Annotated in this window: 17 protein-coding genes and 1 pseudogene; 7 read left to right on the top strand and 11 right to left on the bottom strand. The window is 67.1% G+C overall.

Annotation, left to right across the window (positions count from 1 at the left end):
• Positions 1–304 precede the first annotated feature (304 nt).
• A complete protein-coding gene (locus tag AC1DEZ_RS13530; RefSeq protein ID WP_476779814.1) occupies positions 305–1,501 on the top strand; it encodes a cell wall hydrolase in 1,197 nt (398 codons plus the stop codon).
• A gap of 241 nt (positions 1,502–1,742) precedes the next feature.
• Positions 1,743–2,336 carry a hypothetical protein gene (locus AC1DEZ_RS13525; RefSeq protein WP_441511003.1) on the top strand — a complete coding sequence of 198 codons (594 nt, stop codon included), beginning with the start codon at positions 1,743–1,745 and terminating at the stop codon, positions 2,334–2,336.
• Positions 2,337–2,465: 129 nt separating this feature from the next.
• Here the strand turns inward: AC1DEZ_RS13525 and AC1DEZ_RS13520 are convergent, their stop codons facing one another.
• The 4 genes from AC1DEZ_RS13520 to AC1DEZ_RS13505 all read right to left on the bottom strand — a co-directional run bounded on the left by AC1DEZ_RS13520 (position 2,466) and on the right by AC1DEZ_RS13505 (position 4,935).
• Positions 2,466–2,732, bottom strand: a complete 267-nt coding sequence (locus AC1DEZ_RS13520) for a hypothetical protein (protein ID WP_441511002.1) — start codon at positions 2,730–2,732, stop codon at positions 2,466–2,468.
• Positions 2,733–2,743: 11 nt separating this feature from the next.
• Entirely contained in the window at positions 2,744–3,013 is a 270-nt protein-coding gene (gene infA / locus AC1DEZ_RS13515) for a translation initiation factor IF-1 (RefSeq protein ID WP_047578165.1), read from the bottom strand.
• A gap of 93 nt (positions 3,014–3,106) precedes the next feature.
• The gene (locus tag AC1DEZ_RS13510) at positions 3,107–4,552 is read right to left on the bottom strand and encodes a DEAD/DEAH box helicase (protein ID WP_441511001.1); all 1,446 of its coding nucleotides are present in this window, start codon (positions 4,550–4,552) and stop codon (positions 3,107–3,109) included.
• A gap of 173 nt (positions 4,553–4,725) precedes the next feature.
• The gene (locus tag AC1DEZ_RS13505; protein ID WP_441468752.1) at positions 4,726–4,935 is read right to left on the bottom strand and encodes a cold-shock protein; all 210 of its coding nucleotides are present in this window, start codon (positions 4,933–4,935) and stop codon (positions 4,726–4,728) included.
• 276 nt (positions 4,936–5,211) lie between these two features.
• On the opposite strand from AC1DEZ_RS13505, the gene AC1DEZ_RS13500 reads away from it, so the two are divergent.
• Complete coding sequence (locus tag AC1DEZ_RS13500) at positions 5,212–5,706, top strand: GFA family protein (RefSeq protein WP_441511000.1); 495 nt, start codon at positions 5,212–5,214, stop codon at positions 5,704–5,706.
• Positions 5,707–5,733: 27 nt separating this feature from the next.
• Here the strand turns inward: AC1DEZ_RS13500 and AC1DEZ_RS13495 are convergent, their stop codons facing one another.
• The 3 genes from AC1DEZ_RS13495 to AC1DEZ_RS13485 form a co-directional block, all read right to left on the bottom strand.
• Positions 5,734–6,444, bottom strand: coding sequence for an HAD family hydrolase (locus AC1DEZ_RS13495; protein ID WP_441511191.1), 711 nt, complete (start codon positions 6,442–6,444; stop codon positions 5,734–5,736).
• 118 nt (positions 6,445–6,562) lie between these two features.
• Entirely contained in the window at positions 6,563–9,247 is a 2,685-nt protein-coding gene (gene ppdK, locus AC1DEZ_RS13490) for a pyruvate, phosphate dikinase (protein ID WP_441510999.1), read from the bottom strand.
• 182 nt (positions 9,248–9,429) lie between these two features.
• Positions 9,430–9,924: a YcgN family cysteine cluster protein gene (locus AC1DEZ_RS13485; RefSeq protein WP_441510998.1), complete on the bottom strand. Its 495-nt coding sequence runs from the start codon at positions 9,922–9,924 to the stop codon at positions 9,430–9,432.
• A gap of 242 nt (positions 9,925–10,166) precedes the next feature.
• Here AC1DEZ_RS13485 and AC1DEZ_RS13480 point away from each other — a divergent pair, with 242 nt between their 5' ends.
• From AC1DEZ_RS13480 to AC1DEZ_RS13470, 3 genes are all read left to right on the top strand, one after another.
• Complete coding sequence (locus tag AC1DEZ_RS13480; protein WP_441510997.1) at positions 10,167–12,386, top strand: transglycosylase domain-containing protein; 2,220 nt, start codon at positions 10,167–10,169, stop codon at positions 12,384–12,386.
• Between the two features lie 73 nt (positions 12,387–12,459).
• Positions 12,460–13,035 (top strand): DUF1214 domain-containing protein, encoded by a 576-nt coding sequence (locus tag AC1DEZ_RS13475; RefSeq protein ID WP_441510996.1) that lies wholly within the window; start codon positions 12,460–12,462, stop codon positions 13,033–13,035.
• 89 nt (positions 13,036–13,124) lie between these two features.
• A complete protein-coding gene (locus AC1DEZ_RS13470; RefSeq protein WP_441510995.1) occupies positions 13,125–13,664 on the top strand; it encodes a DUF1254 domain-containing protein in 540 nt (179 codons plus the stop codon).
• A 19-nt stretch (positions 13,665–13,683) separates the two neighbouring features.
• Here the strand turns inward: AC1DEZ_RS13470 and AC1DEZ_RS13465 are convergent, their stop codons facing one another.
• Together AC1DEZ_RS13465 and AC1DEZ_RS13460 are read right to left on the bottom strand one after the other, a co-directional pair.
• Positions 13,684–14,481, bottom strand: a complete 798-nt coding sequence (locus AC1DEZ_RS13465) for a hypothetical protein (protein ID WP_476779813.1) — start codon at positions 14,479–14,481, stop codon at positions 13,684–13,686.
• Positions 14,478–14,696, bottom strand: a complete 219-nt coding sequence (locus tag AC1DEZ_RS13460) for a hypothetical protein (protein ID WP_441510993.1) — start codon at positions 14,694–14,696, stop codon at positions 14,478–14,480. The genes AC1DEZ_RS13465 and AC1DEZ_RS13460 overlap by 4 nt, the downstream gene beginning before the upstream one ends.
• 172 nt (positions 14,697–14,868) lie before the next feature.
• Here AC1DEZ_RS13460 and AC1DEZ_RS13455 point away from each other — a divergent pair, with 172 nt between their 5' ends.
• On the top strand, positions 14,869–16,005 hold the full coding sequence (locus tag AC1DEZ_RS13455) for a DUF2336 domain-containing protein (protein ID WP_441510992.1): 1,137 nt from the start codon (positions 14,869–14,871) through the stop codon (positions 16,003–16,005).
• Between the two features lie 9 nt (positions 16,006–16,014).
• On the opposite strand, the gene AC1DEZ_RS13450 is transcribed toward AC1DEZ_RS13455, so the two are convergent.
• Together AC1DEZ_RS13450 and AC1DEZ_RS13445 are read right to left on the bottom strand one after the other, a co-directional pair.
• Positions 16,015–16,350: a DUF1491 family protein gene (locus tag AC1DEZ_RS13450; RefSeq protein WP_441510991.1), complete on the bottom strand. Its 336-nt coding sequence runs from the start codon at positions 16,348–16,350 to the stop codon at positions 16,015–16,017.
• Between the two features lie 18 nt (positions 16,351–16,368).
• Positions 16,369–16,658 (bottom strand): annotated as a pseudogene (locus AC1DEZ_RS13445) (hypothetical protein); the annotation flags it as partial.

Below are 16,658 nucleotides of genomic sequence, written 5' to 3'. Positions count from 1 at the left end.
TGGCTACACGTTATCGCCCTGCCCTCGCGGCAACCAGCGCGATTTCGTGAAATTTGACATCACGGCACCGCATGGAATGCCGGAGCCACGGCGGTGTTAACCGGCGCTCAACCTTACCAAGGCGATAACGGATTCCAACGAAGGCGCGGCGTCGTCTGCTGGGTTTTTCGTTCCGTGCGATCGGGACGGGTGTGTCGCTTTGAGTCATCGGCGTCTTCACAGGCATGGGCGGGGAGCGCGCCCCCTCGGCATCAAATGGGCCGCGAACACGGTCGCGCCCTGGGCGCTGTCGGTCGGGTTGCTTGTGTCCTTCACCGCCTCCGCCGGCCAGAATTTCGGGCCTACCGGCCTGCCCTCCAGCGCCATCGACCGGGTCGCGCCCGGCCCCGCCTCGGAACTGGCCGAAGGCCCCTCGATGCTGGTCGCGGCCAGCGCCTTCCGTCTGCCCGGTCTGGCGCTCACCTCCGCCGTCACCCAGGCCAAGCTCTCCTTCGAGGATCCGGAGCGCCGGATCGTCGTCGACCCCCGCGCGCCGCGCGAGGACATGAAGCGCACCGCCGCCAACTTTCCCGAGGTCGACCGCACCGCCAAGGGCGACATGCTGCCTAGCTTGCGGCCGGGCCTCACCGAACACCCTTCCGTCGAACTGGAGCGCGTCGTCTTCGGAGACACCCAGCCCAAGCTGATTTCAGGGGGCTTCTCGATCGACGCGCTGCGCGCGGCCGAGGCCGTCGATGGCCCGCAGACCGGCTTCGAGGCCTATGCCAACGAGGAGGGCCTGACCGACCCGGCCCTGTCGGATTCCTCTCCCGTCTCGCTCAAGCCGAAGATCACCTCGGCGCGGCAGGCGGAGCTCTTTCTCGAAAGCATCGACGGCTCGTCTCCATCGGTGCCGAAGGCCAACCGGCAATCCTCCTCGACACCGCTCGTCGGCTCGGTCATCGGCACGCTGACGCCCCCCGCCCTGCCCGCGCATGGCGCGCCGCAGCAGCGCAGCCGCATCGCGCTCGCCTCGGCACCGGCCAATCGCGACCTGCGCCTGGCCGAGCCCGGCGTGAAGCAGGATTACACCGGCCTGATCGCACCGGAGGCCATGGCGAAGGAACAGCGCTGCCTGGCTGAGGCGGTCTATTTCGAAGCGCGCTCCGAATCCTTCCAGGGGCAGGCAGCGGTGGCGCAGGTCGTGCTCAACCGCGCCAAGAGCGGGCTTTATCCAAGCAGCGTCTGCGGCGTCGTCTACCAGAACAGCAACCGCTACCTTTCCTGCCAATTCACCTTCACCTGCGAGGGCAAGTCGCTACGCATCACCGAGCCGGGCCCGTGGCGCGATGCGGTCAGGATCGCACGCGAGGTCTATGAGGGCACGACGTACCTGCCCGAAGTCGGCGCCTCCACGCACTACCATGCGCAATATGTGCGGCCGTACTGGGCCAAGAAGCTGCAGAAGATGGACACGATCGGCCAGCACGTCTTCTACCAGCTTCGCCCCGGCCAGACCTGACGGCTGAGGCCGGGCCTCAAACACCCGGAGCGATGGCCGCCCACGCTCGCGGGCTGCTACGACAGGATCCGCAGCGCCATTCGGCAGCGAAGCCGACGCCGGATCTCTGCCGATCCGCGCGCGGTTAAACGTGGTTAATTTTACCTTGTTGCAGCATTTACCTTGCGTTCACCTCTTCGCCCGGGCTTTCTGACCATAACGAACGGCGCGCTGACGCCGGAACCGACAGGTCAGGTCCAACATGGTGCGCTCGCTCCCGTCATCCCGGATCATTGCCGCCTCGGCCTTTGCCACGACGCTGCTTCTTGGCGCCTCCGCTGCCGAAGCCGGTGGCTGCCGCGGCTCCGCCTGCTACAACCTCGTCAACGCGCCGCCGGTCTACGGCACCATCAACGAGACCTATCAGGTTCGCCCGGCGCAGACGCAGCATCGCGTCGTTCCCGCCGAGTACGAAACCGTGACCGATAACGTGATGATCGCGCCGGAGCGGCGTATTGCGCGCCCTCGGGCCGCCGTCTACGAGACCGTGACCGAGACGGTGCTTGTCGCGCCCGCGACGCGGCGCTGGGAAGTGACGCGCGATGCCTGGGGAAATACGGTCGGGTGCTGGGTCGATGTGCCCGCGCAATACGGCTATCGAAACCGCCGGGTCGAGGTTTCGCCGGCGACCGTCGAATACGAGATGGTTCCGGCGGTCTACACGCAGCGTCAGCGCAAGGTGATGGTGCGTCCCACCGAAGTCGTGCGGGAAGAAATCCCCGCCGTCTACGAGACGCGGCAGCGCCAGGTTCTGGTCAGTCCCGGCTCGCAATACTGGTCCCGCGCCGGCTACTGAGCCGACCGGGCAGGAGTTTCACGCAGACCCTTTTTTACCACGGAAATGACCACTTACACCCCGGCCTCGCGCCGGGGTTTTTTTGTGGCGTCCGGTTTTTGGGGTCGCAGTGCGGCGCGACCAGTCCGCTCAGATGTAGCGTTCGCCGAGCAGGAAGATGCAGACCCCGACGACGAAGGCGAGGAAGCGGGCGGGCATGCTGACCAGCGTGCCGGGCGAGCGCCCTGCCGCGTAGCCGATCAGCAGCTCCGCGAGGCCAAGCCCCAGCAGCACGATGACGAAAGGCGGAAAGGCTCCGTCCCGAACGACGAAGCCCGCTTTCGCGCCGTAAGCGACCGCAGCGCCGAGAATGGCGCCCAGCGCGATGAAGAGAAGCTCATTCCGCGACAGGCGCATCGGCAGATCGCTCAGCGACGGCGGAAGTTCTGGCGCGGCGGACCGCCGGGGGCCGGGCCGGCCGTCTTCTGGCGGAAGTTGATGCGGCCGCGATCGAGATCGTAAGGCGACATCTCGACGATGACCCGGTCACCCGCGATGGTGCGGATGCGGTTCTTCTTCATCTTGCCGGCCGCATAGGCCAGGATCACATGGTCATTGTCGAGCTTGACCCGGTAGTTGCCGTCCGGGAGCACCTCGACCACGGTGCCGTCGAATTCAAGCAGTTCTTCTTTCGCCATCTGTCGTCCTTCGTGAGCCCTTTGGCGCGGGAGCGGACCACCGTCCGGCAAGTAAGCCGAGATGAGGCCCGCCCTGTTCTGGCCGATCGCGCGTCAGCGCGCGCGCCGCCGGGCGCCGTTGGTGCGTGGTTGCTGTGTTCTTTGCTGCAAGAACGCGACGCCGCCAAGCCCTTCTTTTGCGGAAGCACCGTCTTTTCGCTGCGTCGCCTGCTCGGGACGCGGGGTGCGCTCGGGATTGCGCGGACGTTCGTGGCGCTCCTGACGCGCGCCGCCACCGGCATGGTGGTGGCCGCCCTGCTCGGAACGCTTGCCCGGCTGCCCCTGCGGACGACCCTGCCCCTGCGGGCGGCCTTGCTGCTGGCCGCGCCCGCCGCGATTCTGCTGTGGCTTCTTGGGCGTGCGCCCATCCCAATAGGGCACCTCGCCGATCGGCGTCGGCTTGACGCCGGTGAGCTTCTCGATTGCCGCGAAATCGCCGCGCTCTTCCGGCGTGCAGAAGGCGATGGCCACGCCGGAAGCGCCGGCGCGTGCCGTGCGGCCGATGCGGTGGACATAGCTCTCGGGCACGTTCGGCAGGTCGTAGTTCACGACATGGCTGACGCCGTCGACATCGATGCCGCGGGCGGCGATGTCGGTTGCGACGAGGATGCGCAGCGAACCGTCGCGGAAGGCGCCGAGCGCACGTTCGCGCTGGCCCTGGCTCTTGTTGCCGTGGATCGCCGCCGCCTCGATTCCGGACTGGGCGAGTTGGCGCACGACCTTGTCGGCACCGTGCTTGGTGCGGGTGAAGACGATGGCGCGCTCGAGCTCCGGCACGTTCAGCGTCTTCGCCAGCAGCGCCGGCTTGTCGTTGGGCTCGGTGAAGATGACGCGCTGGTCGATCTTTTCCGCGGTGGTCGCGACCGGCGTCACCGCGACCTCGACCGGATTGGTGAGATAGGCGGAGGCGATATCGCGGATCGGCTTCGGCATGGTCGCCGAGAAGAGCAGCGTCTGGCGCTCCTTCGGGATCAGCGTGGAGATGCGGCGCAGCGCATGGATGAAGCCGAGGTCGAGCATCTGATCGGCTTCGTCGAGGACGAGGAACTCGATCTCGCGCAGCGARACKGCGCGCTGGTCGACGAGGTCGAGCAGRCGGCCGGGSGTGGCGACGAGGATGTCGATCTTGTCGCCGAGGGCGCGGATCTGCTTGCCGACCGGGACGCCGCCGAAGATCACCGTCGAGCGCAGCGTTGTGAACTGCGCGTAGGTGCGAATCGAGGTCTCGATCTGTGCGGCGAGCTCACGCGTTGGCGAGAGGACGAGGACACGCACGGAGCGGGCCGGCATCTGGCGCGGCTTGCCGAGCAGCCGATGCAGCATCGGCAGCGAGAAGGCAGCCGTCTTTCCGGTGCCGGTCTGGGCTGCACCGAGCAGGTCACGGCCCTGGAGAATGTGGGGGATCGCCTGCGCCTGGATCGGCGTCGGCGTTTCATAGCCCTCGGCCGCGAGCGCCTTGAGCAGCGGCTCGGCGAGGCCAAGATCGGTGAATTTGGTCAAGAAAAGTCTTTCCGGACGCCGCGATGCGAGGGGCGCATGTGGAATTCGGCCGCGCCGCAGGCCCGCATCCGGCCTGATACTGATAGTCGAACCCGCCGGCGAACCGCTAGCCACAGCGCCGGCAGGCTTGTCGTAAGCCGGGCGGCGCGATGCCGTCCCGGCGTTGGTCTGGCTCAGGCGACGACGAGGTTGCCGGCCGAAGTCTTGCCGGTCTTGCGATCGGCAACGAGCTCGAAGGAGACGACCTGGCCGTCGCGCAGCTCGCGCAGGCCGGCGCGCTCGACAGCGCTGATGTGGACGAAAACGTCCTGGCCGCCGTTCTCAGGCGTAATGAAGCCGTAGCCCTTGGTGGTGTTGAACCACTTCACGGTGCCCTTGTTCATGGGGGTAGTCCTTACGTTTCAGATCCGCGTCTATCGTGATGACACGACGGGACGCGCGGACGCCTCGCCATGGCCTTGTAGCGATGTGTGGTGGATCTGATTCGTAACCGCCGACCGGACAAGCAGCCGAACGGAGGGGTGGCCAGAACCCGGCCGCATCTCGTCTTACATCGTGCTCCCTAGCATGGAATGCAAGAAGGGTCCAGTAAGCCGGCAGCAGACATCTCGGAACACTCGGCCCAAGCCGGTGTTTGACTGGCGAATGGAGGCTGCATCATGCCGATTAAGCTGAAGGGCTCATGCCGCTGCGGAGCGGTGCACTTCTCCGTCGAGAGCCATGCACCCGTCCCGTATCAGCTCTGCTATTGCTCGATCTGCCGCAAGACTGCCGGCGGAGGCGGCTTCGCGATCAACCTGTCGGCCATAGCCCAGACGCTGAAGGTCGAGGGCGAAGACGCGATCGGCAGCTTCAGCGCGGAAATCAGAGGCGATGACGGTATTTGCGAGCGCTCGCAAGCGCAGCGCCGCTTCTGTACGGGCTGCGGGACGGCGCTGTGGCTGTTCGATCCGCGCTGGCCGGATCTGCTGCATCCCTTCGCCTCGGCGATCGACAGCCATCTGCCGCGCGCTCCCGAAAAGACCCATATCATGCTGCGCTTCAAGGCCGGTTGGGTCGACCCGGATATCGCTGCGAATGACCAGAGCTTCGAAGACTATCCGGAGGAATCGATCGAGGAATGGCATCGCAGACATGGCCTTTGGGTCGACTGACCCCTGGCACCGCCGGGCTGCGAAACGCTAGCGAAACAGTTTCTCGACAAGGCCCCGCAGAGGGCCAAGGTCCGGTAGTGCATGATAGCGCCCGTGACCGACGGGCTCTTCGGCATGCTCCAGCACCCAGGTCAGCTCATGCGGGACATGTACCGCCCATGAGCCCGCTTCCAGTGCCGGCAGGATATCCGACTTGAGCGAATTGCCGACCATCATCGCCCGCCCCGCTCCGTCGCCGTGACGGGTGAAGATGCGGTCGTAGGTGGCGGCCTTCTTGTCGCTGACGATCTCGACCGCATGGAAGAAATCGCCGAGGCCGGACTGGGCGAGCTTGCGCTCCTGGTCGAAGAGATCGCCCTTGGTGATGAGCACGAGCCGGTAGTCGCCGGACAGGGCCTGAAGGGTCTCTTGGACATGAGGCAGGGTCTCGACCGGATGGGCTGCCATCTCGCGGCCAGCGGCGAGGATCTCGCCGATCACAGCGCCAGGGACCTTCCCCCCGGTGATATCGATCGCAGTCTCGATCATCGAGAGCACGAAGCCCTTGATGCCGAAACCGTAGAAGCGAAGGTTGCGCTTCTCGGCTTCGAGCAGGCGGCCGGAAATCTCGGCCGCCTCGCCATGCTCGCCGAGCAGCGCGACGAAGCGATCCTCCGTCATCCGGAAGAATTGCTCGTTCTGCCAGAGCGTGTCGTCGGCATCGAAGCCGATAGTGGTGAGGTTCAAGGACACGGCCACCTCGTCATGGTCGGGCTTGTCCCGACCATCCACGTCTTGCTTTGGGCAATGCGGTGTTCAAGACGTGGATGCTCGCCACCAGGGCGAGCATGACGGCTTGTATCCCGCGCCTCCCGTCTCAACCATCCTTCGGCTTGATCGCGCCCAGCGCCGCCTGCGCGGCCGCCAGCCGTGCGATCGGCACGCGGAAGGGCGAACAGGAGACATAGTCGAGGCCGACGCTCTCGCAGAAGCCGATCGAGGCCGGGTCGCCGCCATGCTCGCCGCAGATGCCGAGCTTGATGTCGGAGCGGGTCTTGCGGCCGCGCTCGGCGGCGAGCTTCACCAACTCCCCGACGCCGTCCTGGTCGATGGTGACGAAGGGATCGGCGTCGAGCAGCCCCTTGGCGGTGTAGGAGCCAAGGAAGGAGGAGGCGTCGTCGCGGCTGATGCCAAGCGTCGTCTGCGTCAGGTCGTTGGTGCCGAACGAGAAGAACTCGGCGCTCTCAGCGATCTCGGCGGCGCGCAGCGCGGCACGCGGCAGCTCGATCATGGTGCCGACCTGATAGTCGATCCTGGTGCCGCTCTCCTCGATCACGGCCTTGGCCATGGCGTCGATGCGGCCCTTGACCAGATCGAGCTCGGGCTTGCCCATGACGAGCGGAACCATCACCTCCGGGATCACCGGCTTGCCGGTTTCCTTGGCGGCGATGACGGCCGCCTCGAAGATGGCACGGGCCTGCATCTCGGCGATTTCGGGGAAAGCCACCGCCAGACGGCAGCCGCGGAAGCCGAGCATCGGGTTGAACTCGTGCAGTTCGGCGGCACGCTGCCGCAACGCATCGGAGCTGACGCCGAGCGCCGCGGCGACCTCGGCGATCTCCTTCTCGCCATGCGGCAGGAATTCGTGCAGCGGCGGGTCGAGCAGGCGGATCGTGACCGGCAACCCGCTCATGATGGTGAAGAGCTGGACGAAGTCCTGGCGCTGCACCGGCAGGAGCTTGGCGAGCGCGGCGCGCCGGCCCTTGTCGTCCTGGGCGAGGATCATCTCGCGGACGGCCTGGATGCGGTTCTCGTCGAAGAACATGTGCTCGGTGCGGCAGAGCCCGATGCCCTCGGCGCCGAACTCGCGGGCCGTCTTGGCGTCTTCCGGCGTCTCGGCATTGGCGCGGACCTTGAGGCGGCGGACCTTGTCGGCCCAGCCCATCAGCGTCGCGAACTCGCCGGAGAGCTCCGGCTTCTGCATCTTGACCTCGCCGAGCAGCACCTGGCCGTTGCCGCCGTCGATGGTGAGGAAATCACCGGCCTTCAGCGTGGTCGGGCCGATCGAAAGCGTGCCCTTGGCGTAGTCGACGCGGATCTGGCCGGCGCCGGAGACGCAGGGCTTGCCCATGCCGCGCGCCACGACCGCCGCATGCGAGGTCATGCCCCCGCGCGTGGTCAGGATGCCTTCGGCGGCGTGCATGCCGTGGATGTCCTCAGGGCTCGTCTCGACGCGCACGAGGATGACCTTGCGGCCGGCCTTCTTGGCGGCTTCAGCGTCGTCCGAGTTGAAGACGATTTCGCCCGCGGCAGCGCCGGGCGAGGCCGGCAGGCCGGTGGTCAGCACGCGGCGCTCGGCCTTGGGGTCGATGGTCGGGTGCAGGAGCTGGTCGAGGGCAGAAGGCTCGACACGGCCGACCGCCTCCTCCTGCGTGATCAGCCCCTCGGTAGCCAGTTCGACCGCGATCCTCAGCGCCGCCTTGGCGGTGCGCTTGCCGGAGCGGGTCTGCAGCATCCAGAGCTTGCCCTCCTGGATGGTGAACTCCATGTCCTGCATGTCGCGATAGTGCTTCTCAAGGATGCCGTAGATGCGGACGAGCTCCGCATAGGCCTCCGGCATCTCCTTCTCCATCGAAGGCTTGTCGGAGCCCGCCTCCTTCTTCGCCACCTCGGTGATGTCCTGTGGCGTGCGGATGCCGGCGACGACGTCCTCGCCCTGGGCATTGATCAGGAACTCGCCATAGAGCGCGTTCTCGCCGGTCGAGGGGTTGCGGGTGAAGGCGACGCCGGTCGCGGAGGTGTCGCCCATATTGCCGAACACCATCGACTGGACGTTGACCGCCGTGCCCCATGAGGCAGGGATGCTGTTGAGCTCGCGATACTTGATGGCGCGGGCGTTCATCCAGGAGGAGAAGACGGCGCCGACAGCGCCCCAGAGCTGCTTCTGCGGGTCCTGCGGGAAGTCGGCACCGAGCGCCTTCTTCACGATGTCCTTGTACTTGCCGACCAGCACCTTCCAATCGGCGGCCTTAAGGTCGGTGTCGAGGTGCAGGCCCTTGCGCTCCTTGTAGTCCTCCAGCGCTTCCTCGAAGAGGCCGTGGTCGATATCGAGCACGACGTTGGAATACATGGTGATGAAGCGGCGATAGCTGTCCCAGGCGAAGCGCTCGTCATTGGCGGCCTTCGCAACCGCCTCGACCGTCTCGTCGTTGAGGCCGAGATTGAGGACAGTGTCCATCATGCCCGGCATCGAGGCGCGCGCGCCGGAGCGGACGGAGACGAGCAGCGGGTTGGCGGGATCGCCGAAGGTCTTGCCGGTGAGCTTGGCCATGCCGTCGAGCGCGGCCTTGACCTGCCCGTCGAGATCGGCCGGGAAGCTCTTGCCGTTGTCATAATACGAGGTGCAGACCTCGGTGGTGATGGTAAAGCCAGGGGGAACCGGCAGGCCCAGATTGCTCATCTCGGCGAGGTTAGCGCCCTTGCCGCCGAGCAGGTTCTTCATCCCGGCCTCGCCTTCGGCCTTGCCGTCGCCGAAGGTGTAGACCCACTTCCCACCAGCCATCACTTCAACCTCTTGGTTTGCAGCCGGACGCAGCAACGCCGCGGCGATGCGAAAGTTTCGTGTGCATGCCGTCGGTGCCCTGGCGGCCCCGGCGGCGGGACGGGGCGGTCATGCCCAAAAGCACCTGAACAATCAATGAGCAGGTGCAATAAAATGCCCGGCAGCGCACAAACGCCGATGCTTCACTTCGCCTTGCCGCGCGCAGCGCGCGGCCAGCGCAGCGGCCAATTGACGATGCGCTCGGCGACCTCCTCTTCCGGGACCTCGTCCTCCGAGGCGAAGACGCGGCCGCGGACGGATACGCCCGCCGCCACCACCGTTTCGTGATCGCCCGAAACGAGAGGATGCCACCAGGGCAGATCCTTGCCTTCGGCAACGAGGCGATAGGCACAGGTCGGCGGCAGCCAAGGGAGCGTACGCACGTCGTGCGGGGTCAGCGTCACGCAGTCCGGCACCTTGAGCGAGCGGTTCGGATAGTCCTTGCAGCGGCAGGTTCCGGCGTCGAACAGCCGGCAGCCGACGTCGGTCGCGAAAATCCGGCCGGTGTCTTCGTCCTCCAGCTTGACGAGGCAGCAGCGGCCGCAGCCGTCGCAGAGCGATTCCCACTGCTCCACCGACATCGCCTCGAGCGAGGTGGTGCGCCAGAACGGCTCGTCTTTCGGCTGCTTCAGCGTCATGGCGGGCTTATGCGCCGCCGCGCGCCAAGATGGAAGAGCGCCGCGTCGGCGGCAGCTCCCGTATCAGGATGGGACAACGGCACTGGCTCGCTTCCTGCTCACGGGACAGGATTCTTTGCGCCCGTCCCTTATCTGGAGATGGCGCGTAACTATGTGTCCATTCTCGGGCGCAATGCTGTTGCCAAGGCGATCATCGCGCGGCAGGACTGTGCCGGGGGCCATTCGGGAAGCCTGGAACGGCCATGGAGTTCAGGAAGGCGGGCTGGAAGACGCGGCTGAAGCGCTATGCGCTCGCTGCCGATTCATGGCTCGATGCCAGCCTGTGGGGCGCCGGCCGCCGCGCCGGAGACATCTACGAGCGCATCCGCAGCCAGGCCGACCGCCTGACCGTCACCGGCTTCAAGCGCGTCGCGGCCGAGTTCGCCAGCGAAGGGCTGAACGTCGGCATCGTCGGCGCGCTCATCCTGCTGATGCTCGCCCTGCCCGCCTTTCGCATCGGCAATGAGGAAGCCCTGAGGAACCAGGTCCTCGCCGTCACCTTCCTCGACCGCTACGGCCAGCCGATCGGCCATCGCGGGGCGCGTCACGACGATTCCCTCAAGCTGGAGGAGATGCCCGACCATCTGCTCAAGGCCGTGCTGGCGACCGAGGACCGCCGCTTCTACGACCATTTCGGCATCGACGTGATCGGCACTTTCCGGGCGTTGCTGGTCAACACCCGGGCTTCGGGCGTGGTCCAGGGCGGCTCGTCATTGACCCAGCAGCTCGCCAAGAACCTCTTCCTCAACAACGAGCGTTCGCTCGACCGCAAGATCAAGGAAGCCTTCCTGGCGCTGTGGCTGGAGGCCCGGCTAAGCAAGAACGAGATCCTCAAGCTCTATCTCGACCGCGCCTATATGGGCGGGGGCACCTTCGGCGCCGCGGCGGCAGCCGAATACTATTTCGGCAAGTCGGTGAAGGATGTTTCGCTGGCCGAGGCGGCGATGCTGGCCGGCCTGTTCAAGGCGCCGACGAAATATGCGCCGCATGTCAATCTGCCGGCCGCCCGCGCGCGCGCCAACGACGTGCTCAATGCCATGGTCGATGCCGGATTCATGACCGCCGGCCAGGTCGACAGCGCCAAGCGCAATCCGGCGACGCCGGTCGATCGCAAGCGCGATTCCAGCCCCGACTACTATCTCGACTGGGCCTTCGACGCGGTGAAGGAACTGGTGAGCGAGGGCAAGCTCGGGCCCGACCGCGTTCTGCTGGTGAAGACGCCGCATGATTCCGCGATCCAGGCACGCGCGGACGAAGCGATCGAGACGGTTCTGCGCCAGCATGGCCCGGCCTATCGCGTCAAGCAGGCCGCGACCGTCGTCATGGACCCTGACGGGGCGGTGCGCGCCATCGTCGGCGGCCGGGACTACGGCGCGAGCCAGTTCAACCGGGCGACCGCGAGCCAGCGGCAGCCCGGCTCCTCCTTCAAGGCCTATGTCTACGCAGCAGCGCTCTCGACTGGGCTCTACAAGCCGACGACCATGGTCGTCGACCGACCGGTCTGCATCGGCAACTGGTGCCCGAACAATTACGGCCGCTCCTATGCCGGGTCGATACCGCTGACCGTCGCGCTGGCGAAATCGATCAATACCATCCCCGTGCAGATGTCGATCGCCATCGGCCGCGCCACCGGCGAGACCCATGAAGCGCGCGCCGCCGCCATCGGCCGCAAGAAGATCGTCGAGACCGCCCACGCCATGGGCCTGACCACGCCATTGACCGACACGGTCTCGCTGCCGATCGGCGCGGCCGAGGTCACCGTCATCGACCAGGCGGCGGGCTATGCCGTCTTCGCCAATGGCGGCAAACGGGCGAAGCCCTATGCCGCCATCGAGATCGCCAACTCGCAGGGCGAGGTGATCTACCGCCACGACCGGGATGAGCCACCGCCCAAACAGGTGCTGAGCGCGCAGGTGGCGCAGGACATGAACTTTATGCTCTCGAAAGTGCCGACCGAAGGCACCGGCCGCCGCGCGGCGCTGGATGGCGTGGTGACGGCCGGCAAGACCGGCACCACCAACGGCTATAAGGACGCCTGGTATGTCGGCTACTCCGGCAACCTCGTCGCGGCCGTATGGTTCGGCAACGACAACTCGGCCGAGACCGCCAACATGACCGGCGGCTCGCTGCCGGCGATGACGTTCAAGGAGATCATGCAGTTCGCCCATCAGGGTCTCGAACTGAAGCCGATTCCGGGCGTGCCCACCACCGATCCCAAGGCTCTGGTCGTCGCCAAGGCAGCAGCCGCGCCGGATGCCGGCCAGCAGCCGGGGCCCGGCGCCGGGCACATGCCGCGGCAATCCTTCGAGGTGCTGTCGGCCGTCGGCTCGCTGTTCAAGACGATCGAGCGATCGCGCGTGGCGGGCAAGCCGGTGCAGGTCGGCATCCGCGAGGTCTCCGGGGCCGACACGCGGCTGCGCTAGGCGCAGAAGGTTGACGAGCCGGATTCACACGGGTCAATTCGCGCGAGGGGCATCACGCCAGCGGAAGGCAAGCGTGCGGATTCTCGATCTCGCCTATATCCTTGCGCTCGGAGCCGGACTCGGCCTCGGCTCCGCGCATTGGGCCGTGGCCGGCCGGCCCGCTCTCGGCAAGGTCGAGGTCGGGGCGTGGATGGCTTGGCCACGCAGCGGCGGACGCGACATCGACCCCTATATGCGCGCCTATCTCGCCCGCGGCGTCCATCTGCCGCTGGGCTCGGGCGAAGGACTAGAGCTCATCGCCGAGCGCGACGACGACGGACAGCTGCTCGACGGGCGCTGCCGCTACCAGATCTCCGGCGCCACGCCGACGACGCGCGGCTGGACGCTCGGCGTCACCGATATCGACGGGCTGCCCTTCCGACTGCCGCTGGAACGCACGAGCTTCACGGATTCCGAAATTGTCCGTCCCGAGGACGGACAATTGTCGATCGCGGCCGCGGCAACGCCGGTCGCAGGCAACTGGCTTCCCCTGCCGGCGAGCGGGCGCTTCCAGTTCCGCTTACGCCTCTACGATACTCCGATCTCCAGCCAGACCGGCGAGACGCGGGCCACTAACCTGCCCCGCATCGCACGCCTCGACTGCCGATGAGCGCGATCGGACACGACGTGGCGACGCCCCCCGCTCCATCAGCCGCAATTTGGAGAGCCCGGCTGCGCAGCGGCGCCGTGCGCCTTGTCATGACCACGTTGGCCGGGCTGATCCTTGCCGCCATCGTGCATATCGTCACCATCCTGGCCTTGCCCTCGCTGTCCTTGCACGATGCCGCGCACGCCTATCGTGAACTCGGCACCAATGGCCGTGCCGAACTCATCCCGGCGCCCGGCGATGCACGCGGGCTGCCGGCACTGCGCGAAGCCGATCCCGATGTCGTCACGGCGATCTGCAGCTATGACCTCTCCAGCGGGCCGATGCGCGTCGTCGCCAGGACCGGCTTTCTGCCGCTCGGCCTGACCCTGCACCGCCAGGGCGGCGGCGTGATCTACGCGATCACCGACCGGGCGGCGATCCGCGGCGTGCTCGAATTCCTGGTCATGACGGAAGCCCAGCGCGACGAGCGCATCGCGGCCGACGAGGAGGGCGAAACCAGCCGGGAGCTGCGTATCGTCTCCGATACCGATCAGGGGCTGATCGCGGTGCGCGTTCTCGTTCGGCTGCCCTCTGACAAGGCCGACGCCGAGGCGCTCGCGACCGGGGTCGAATGCGGGATGGCGAACTGAGCGAACCCCGGCCGGAAAACTAGCCCTTGTAGACCACGGGCCGCTTGCCCTCACCGAAAGTGCCGTTGAGCGGCATCTGGCAGAGCGGCGCGGACTCGGCCGCCAGCGCCATGATCGCACGTTCCGCCCGGACTGCCTCCCGCGAAGGCATCTCCACGACGAGATTGGTCAGGGCGTAACGATAGCTTCTGATCCGGAAATCCAGGCGCTCGCAGACCCAGTAGATCAGCCCCTCGTTCTCGATCACGCGCGCCATGGCCGGCTCGATCTTGCCCGGAGCGACATCCGGCGATCCCTCGGCAGCCCGCATGCGGACCCGGTCCATGGAGACGACGCGCATCGCGTTGGCCCGAAACGGGCCGATCAGCAGGCGGTCGGCATTCGCGTCTTCCGCGAGGCGGTTATAGCGCGAGGCCTGCGAGGCGAAGGACACCGAAGTCAGCCCGCGGAAGTAGTCCGAAACGTCGTTCGACTGCGCCGCGACCGGCAGGATGCGGCTATGCGCGAAATTCGATATCTCGCCCTGGAAGACGCTGTGCGGGCTGGCGGGCATGACGAAGCGCCAGGCGCGATCGCGCAGTTGCTCCTCGTCATCGGTCAGGCGGAAATAGGACGCTGCCTCGCCTCGCGACGCCGCGGCGAAGAACCCGCTCTCCGGCGCGATGAGCTGCGACCAGACCGTCGGACGCGGGCGACCGAGATCGCCGTCGGTCGCTGTGCAAGCGGTGAGGACAAGCGCGGAAGACAGCGCCAGTGCGGCAATGGCCGGGGACGGCGGTCCGGCCGGCAGCGCTTGATCGGATAGACGTCGTCTCACGCGGGCTGCCTGTGATCCATCTTGCTTGCCGCCTTGCGCGGGCGCCGCGCGGGCCGCGCCTTTGCCGAGGAAGGCTTGGCCTTAAGCGGAGAGGTCTCGGCAGGCCGCTCGTAGCGCACGCCGGTGAAGAACAGGATTTCCGCCACGCGTCGCGGAAACGGGCAGGACCGCGCCTGCGGATAGCGATAGAGCGCGAAGGGGATGATGACGGTCATGCAGCGCCTCCTATCCAGCGCCCGAGTTGCAATCGCGAGAGCCGTCCTGGTGCGTAAGGCCGCACCCTTTGTCGCAGGCCCTCAAAGCCATCAGGCTCCAGCATGGTTAACGTGGCCTTAATGCCTCGGGGATAATCTGAGCGAACCCGTCGGATTCGCAGCCGAGCCAAGCATGCCTGCCCGTATTTCCCAGGAACTCGCCGATCTTGCCCGCCTCGCCCGCGACGGCGACCTCGGTCTCAGCCAGGTCTCGCTGCGGGTGAAGGCCGACCTGCTGATGTCGACCCAACAGCCGCCGCAGGAGGATCTGGCTGCCTTCAGCGAGATGGCGGCGATGCTGATTCCGACCATCGACGAGCCGACCGCGCTGATCCTGGCGCGCAAGCTCGCAGGCTGGCGGCATGCTCCGCTCGCGGTGCTGACAGCGCTGGCCGCCCGTGGCGGCGCGGTTCTGATCGAAATGCTGCGTCACGGCATGCCGCTTTCGCCCGTCGAGCTCGAACGGCTCGCCGAGACCGGCGATACGGCGATGCGTAGCGCGCTCGCTGTCCGCCAGGACCTCACCAATACCGCGGTCCTGCTGCTGGTTTCCGAAGCCGATCGCGCTATCGATCTTACCCTTATCGGCAATCGGGAGGCGCCGCTGCCTCGCGCCGCCGTCGACACGCTGGTCGCGCGCTCGCGGATCGATCCGTCCTATCAGCTCGGCCTTCTCGCACGGGAAGACCTGTCCAATCTCGAACTCGCACCGCTGTTCCTGCGCGCAGGCACGGTGCGCCGCCTCGCCATTCTCGAATCGCTGATGGCGCGCGAGGCCTTGCATCCGAGCGAGCGGCGGCCGGCGGTCGCCAGCTCGACCTTTGCCGACTGGCTCGTCCTTGCAGGCGAAGACCGCGCGAGTGCATTCGCCGCGGTCGCCGGGCATCTCGGCGGCGACGCGCCGCTCGCTGCTGCGATTGCGAGCGATGCCTCGCGCGATCTTGCGGCTCTGAGCCTTATTGCCAGCGGAGCGCGCGTCGAAGACGCAACGCGCTTCCTGATCCGCCTCGGCGACGAGACGGCGCATTCGGTCGAACGGATCTTCGCGCTGGTCGAGCTGATGCGCCTGGCCAAGCCATCGATCGCGCTTCGGCTGGCGATGCTGATTGCCGGCGTGCAGCCGGTGTCCGCACCGCAGCGCAAAGGCCAGCACCAGCCGGCGATGGACCCGAGCGGGACGCCGAGCCGGCCCGGCGCGGCCCGCCCGGACGTTCAGCCCGGCCTCGCCGACGTTCTCGGCCGGATCGGTTCGAAGCGTGAGCGGGGCTGAGAGAAGGGGCTAGCTCTCGGCAAGCTTGAGGCGCGGATCGCCGGTCCGGTTCTCGATCTCGACCAGCCAGAGATCGCTGTCGAAGCGCAGCTCCTTGTCGACCCGATCCTCAACCGTGAGCGGATCGGCATCGATCAGGAGCTGGAAGCGACGCTCGCCGTCATCCTCGGCCATTGATTGCGGCGCCGGCCCATAGAGGGCGGCCGTGCCGTCGAGGCGATCGAGCTTGACAAAAATCGCACCGGCCTCCCGCGCGCCCCGCCGACGCAGCACCGCCACGTGTCCATCGAAGGCGGCCTGCCGAAGGTAGGCCGAGACCCAGAAATCGCTGGTCAGGCGCGCCATCGCCCGGCGCCGCCCGGCTCAGTTCTCGGCCGATCGGCGCGGGGCGGCAGCGGAGCGGGAAGCCGCGCCCTTGACGTCGGCCGGCGGGCGAAGGTCGCCACCGTTGATGAGGTCGGCAATCGGGTCGCGAAGCGGGGCCGCCTTGGGCACCGAAGTCGTCGCCGACTGCGCCGTGCGCGGCTGGCTGGCGACCGGGGCCGGCGGACGCGGCGCCGCCTCGCGCACCGGTTGCGCGCTCGAAAGATCGGCCGGCCGCGCCGGCGGCCGCGACGGTGCCGCCGCCGGCGTCGCAAGCGCAGCCGGCGCAG

It is taken from the genome of Allobosea sp. 10L422 (assembly GCF_056395345.1).
Note: the sequence above shows the minus strand (reverse complement) of the source record. Positions and strands in the feature narration are given on the sequence as shown.

Bases quoted from the DNA above. Each gene is read 5' to 3' on its own strand.
- AC1DEZ_RS13480 (WP_441510997.1), top strand. From the start codon at position 10,167: ATGGAGTTCAGGAAGGCGGGCTGGAAGACGCGGCTGAAGCGCTATGCG.
- AC1DEZ_RS13505 (WP_441468752.1), bottom strand. From the start codon at position 4,935: ATGAACAAGGGCACCGTGAAGTGGTTCAACACCACCAAGGGCTACGGC.
- AC1DEZ_RS13485 (WP_441510998.1), bottom strand. From the start codon at position 9,924: ATGACGCTGAAGCAGCCGAAAGACGAGCCGTTCTGGCGCACCACCTCG.
- AC1DEZ_RS13520 (WP_441511002.1), bottom strand. From the start codon at position 2,732: ATGCGCCTGTCGCGGAATGAGCTTCTCTTCATCGCGCTGGGCGCCATT.
- infA (WP_047578165.1), bottom strand. From the start codon at position 3,013: ATGGCGAAAGAAGAACTGCTTGAATTCGACGGCACCGTGGTCGAGGTG.
- AC1DEZ_RS13450 (WP_441510991.1), bottom strand. From the start codon at position 16,350: ATGGCGCGCCTGACCAGCGATTTCTGGGTCTCGGCCTACCTTCGGCAG.
- AC1DEZ_RS13500 (WP_441511000.1), top strand. From the start codon at position 5,212: ATGCCGATTAAGCTGAAGGGCTCATGCCGCTGCGGAGCGGTGCACTTC.
- ppdK (WP_441510999.1), bottom strand. From the start codon at position 9,247: ATGGCTGGTGGGAAGTGGGTCTACACCTTCGGCGACGGCAAGGCCGAA.
- AC1DEZ_RS13460 (WP_441510993.1), bottom strand. From the start codon at position 14,696: ATGACCGTCATCATCCCCTTCGCGCTCTATCGCTATCCGCAGGCGCGG.
- AC1DEZ_RS13455 (WP_441510992.1), top strand. From the start codon at position 14,869: ATGCCTGCCCGTATTTCCCAGGAACTCGCCGATCTTGCCCGCCTCGCC.
- AC1DEZ_RS13470 (WP_441510995.1), top strand. From the start codon at position 13,125: ATGACCACGTTGGCCGGGCTGATCCTTGCCGCCATCGTGCATATCGTC.
- AC1DEZ_RS13525 (WP_441511003.1), top strand. From the start codon at position 1,743: ATGGTGCGCTCGCTCCCGTCATCCCGGATCATTGCCGCCTCGGCCTTT.